This is a genomic window from Micromonospora sp. M51 (assembly GCF_018070305.1).
Classification (GTDB): Bacteria; Actinomycetota; Actinomycetes; order Mycobacteriales; family Micromonosporaceae; genus Micromonospora; species Micromonospora parva.
The window spans coordinates 1-1,120 of sequence record NZ_JAGPXZ010001216.1 but is presented as its reverse complement, the minus strand read 5'-3'; the positions used below and the strand labels follow the sequence as shown (position 1 = coordinate 1,120).

Below are 1,120 nucleotides of genomic sequence, written 5' to 3'. Positions count from 1 at the left end.
CGAGCGCGCCGCCCAGCTGCGCGACAAGGAGAAGCAGCTGCTCGGCCAGAAGGCCCAGCGGGAGAAGGAGTGGAAGGCCGGTGACCTGGACGTCGTCAGCGAGGTTGACGACGAGCAGATCGCCGAGGTGCTCGGCAACTGGACCGGCATCCCGGTCTACAAGTTGACCGAGGAGGAGACCTCGCGCCTGCTGCGCATGGAGGACGAGCTGCACAAGCGCGTCATCGGCCAGGAGGACGCGGTCAAGGCGGTCTCGAAGGCGATCCGGCGTACCCGGGCCGGCCTGAAGGACCCGAAGCGCCCGTCGGGCTCGTTCATCTTCGCCGGCCCGTCCGGTGTCGGTAAGACCGAGCTGTCCAAGGCGCTCGCCGAGTTCCTCTTCGGCAGCGAGGACGCCCTCATCCAGCTGGACATGTCCGAGTTCCACGACCGTTACACGGTCTCCCGGCTCGTGGGTGCCCCTCCCGGCTACGTCGGTTACGACGAGGGCGGGCAGCTGACCGAGAAGGTGCGGCGTCGGCCGTTCTCGGTGGTCCTCTTCGACGAGATCGAGAAGGCCCACCCGGACGTGTTCAACACGCTCCTGCAGATCCTCGAAGACGGTCGGCTCACCGACGGTCAGGGTCGGATCGTGGACTTCAAGAACACGGTCATCATCCTGACCACCCACCTGGGCACCCGAGACGTCGCCAAGGCGGTGTCGATGGGCTTCCCGCAGTCGGAGGACTCCGAGTCCAACTACGACCGGATGAAGCAGAAGGTCAACGACGAGCTCAAGCAGCACTTCCGGCCTGAGTTCCTCAACCGGATCGACGACACCATCGTCTTCCACCAGCTGCGTCAGACCGAGATCCTCTCGATCGTGGACATCATGATCCAGCGGATCGAGGGCCAGCTGCGGAACAAGGACATGGGTCTGGAGCTGACCGACAACGCCAAGAAGTACCTGGCCGCGAAGGGCTTCGACCCGGTGCTCGGTGCCCGTCCGCTGCGTCGCACGATCCAGCGCGACATCGAGGACAACCTCTCCGAGCGGATCCTGTTCAACGAGCTGACCCCCGGTCAGATCGTGGTGGTCGACTGCGAGGGCGACCCGGACGACATCGACAAGTCCAAGCTC

General features: G+C 65.1%; 1 protein-coding gene. It reads left to right on the top strand.

Features of this window, described 5'->3' with window-relative positions; translation table 11 throughout:
• Positions 1-1,120 (top strand): AAA family ATPase (locus tag KBX53_RS33800; RefSeq protein ID WP_210863902.1); only part of this gene is annotated, 1,120 nt, incomplete at both ends.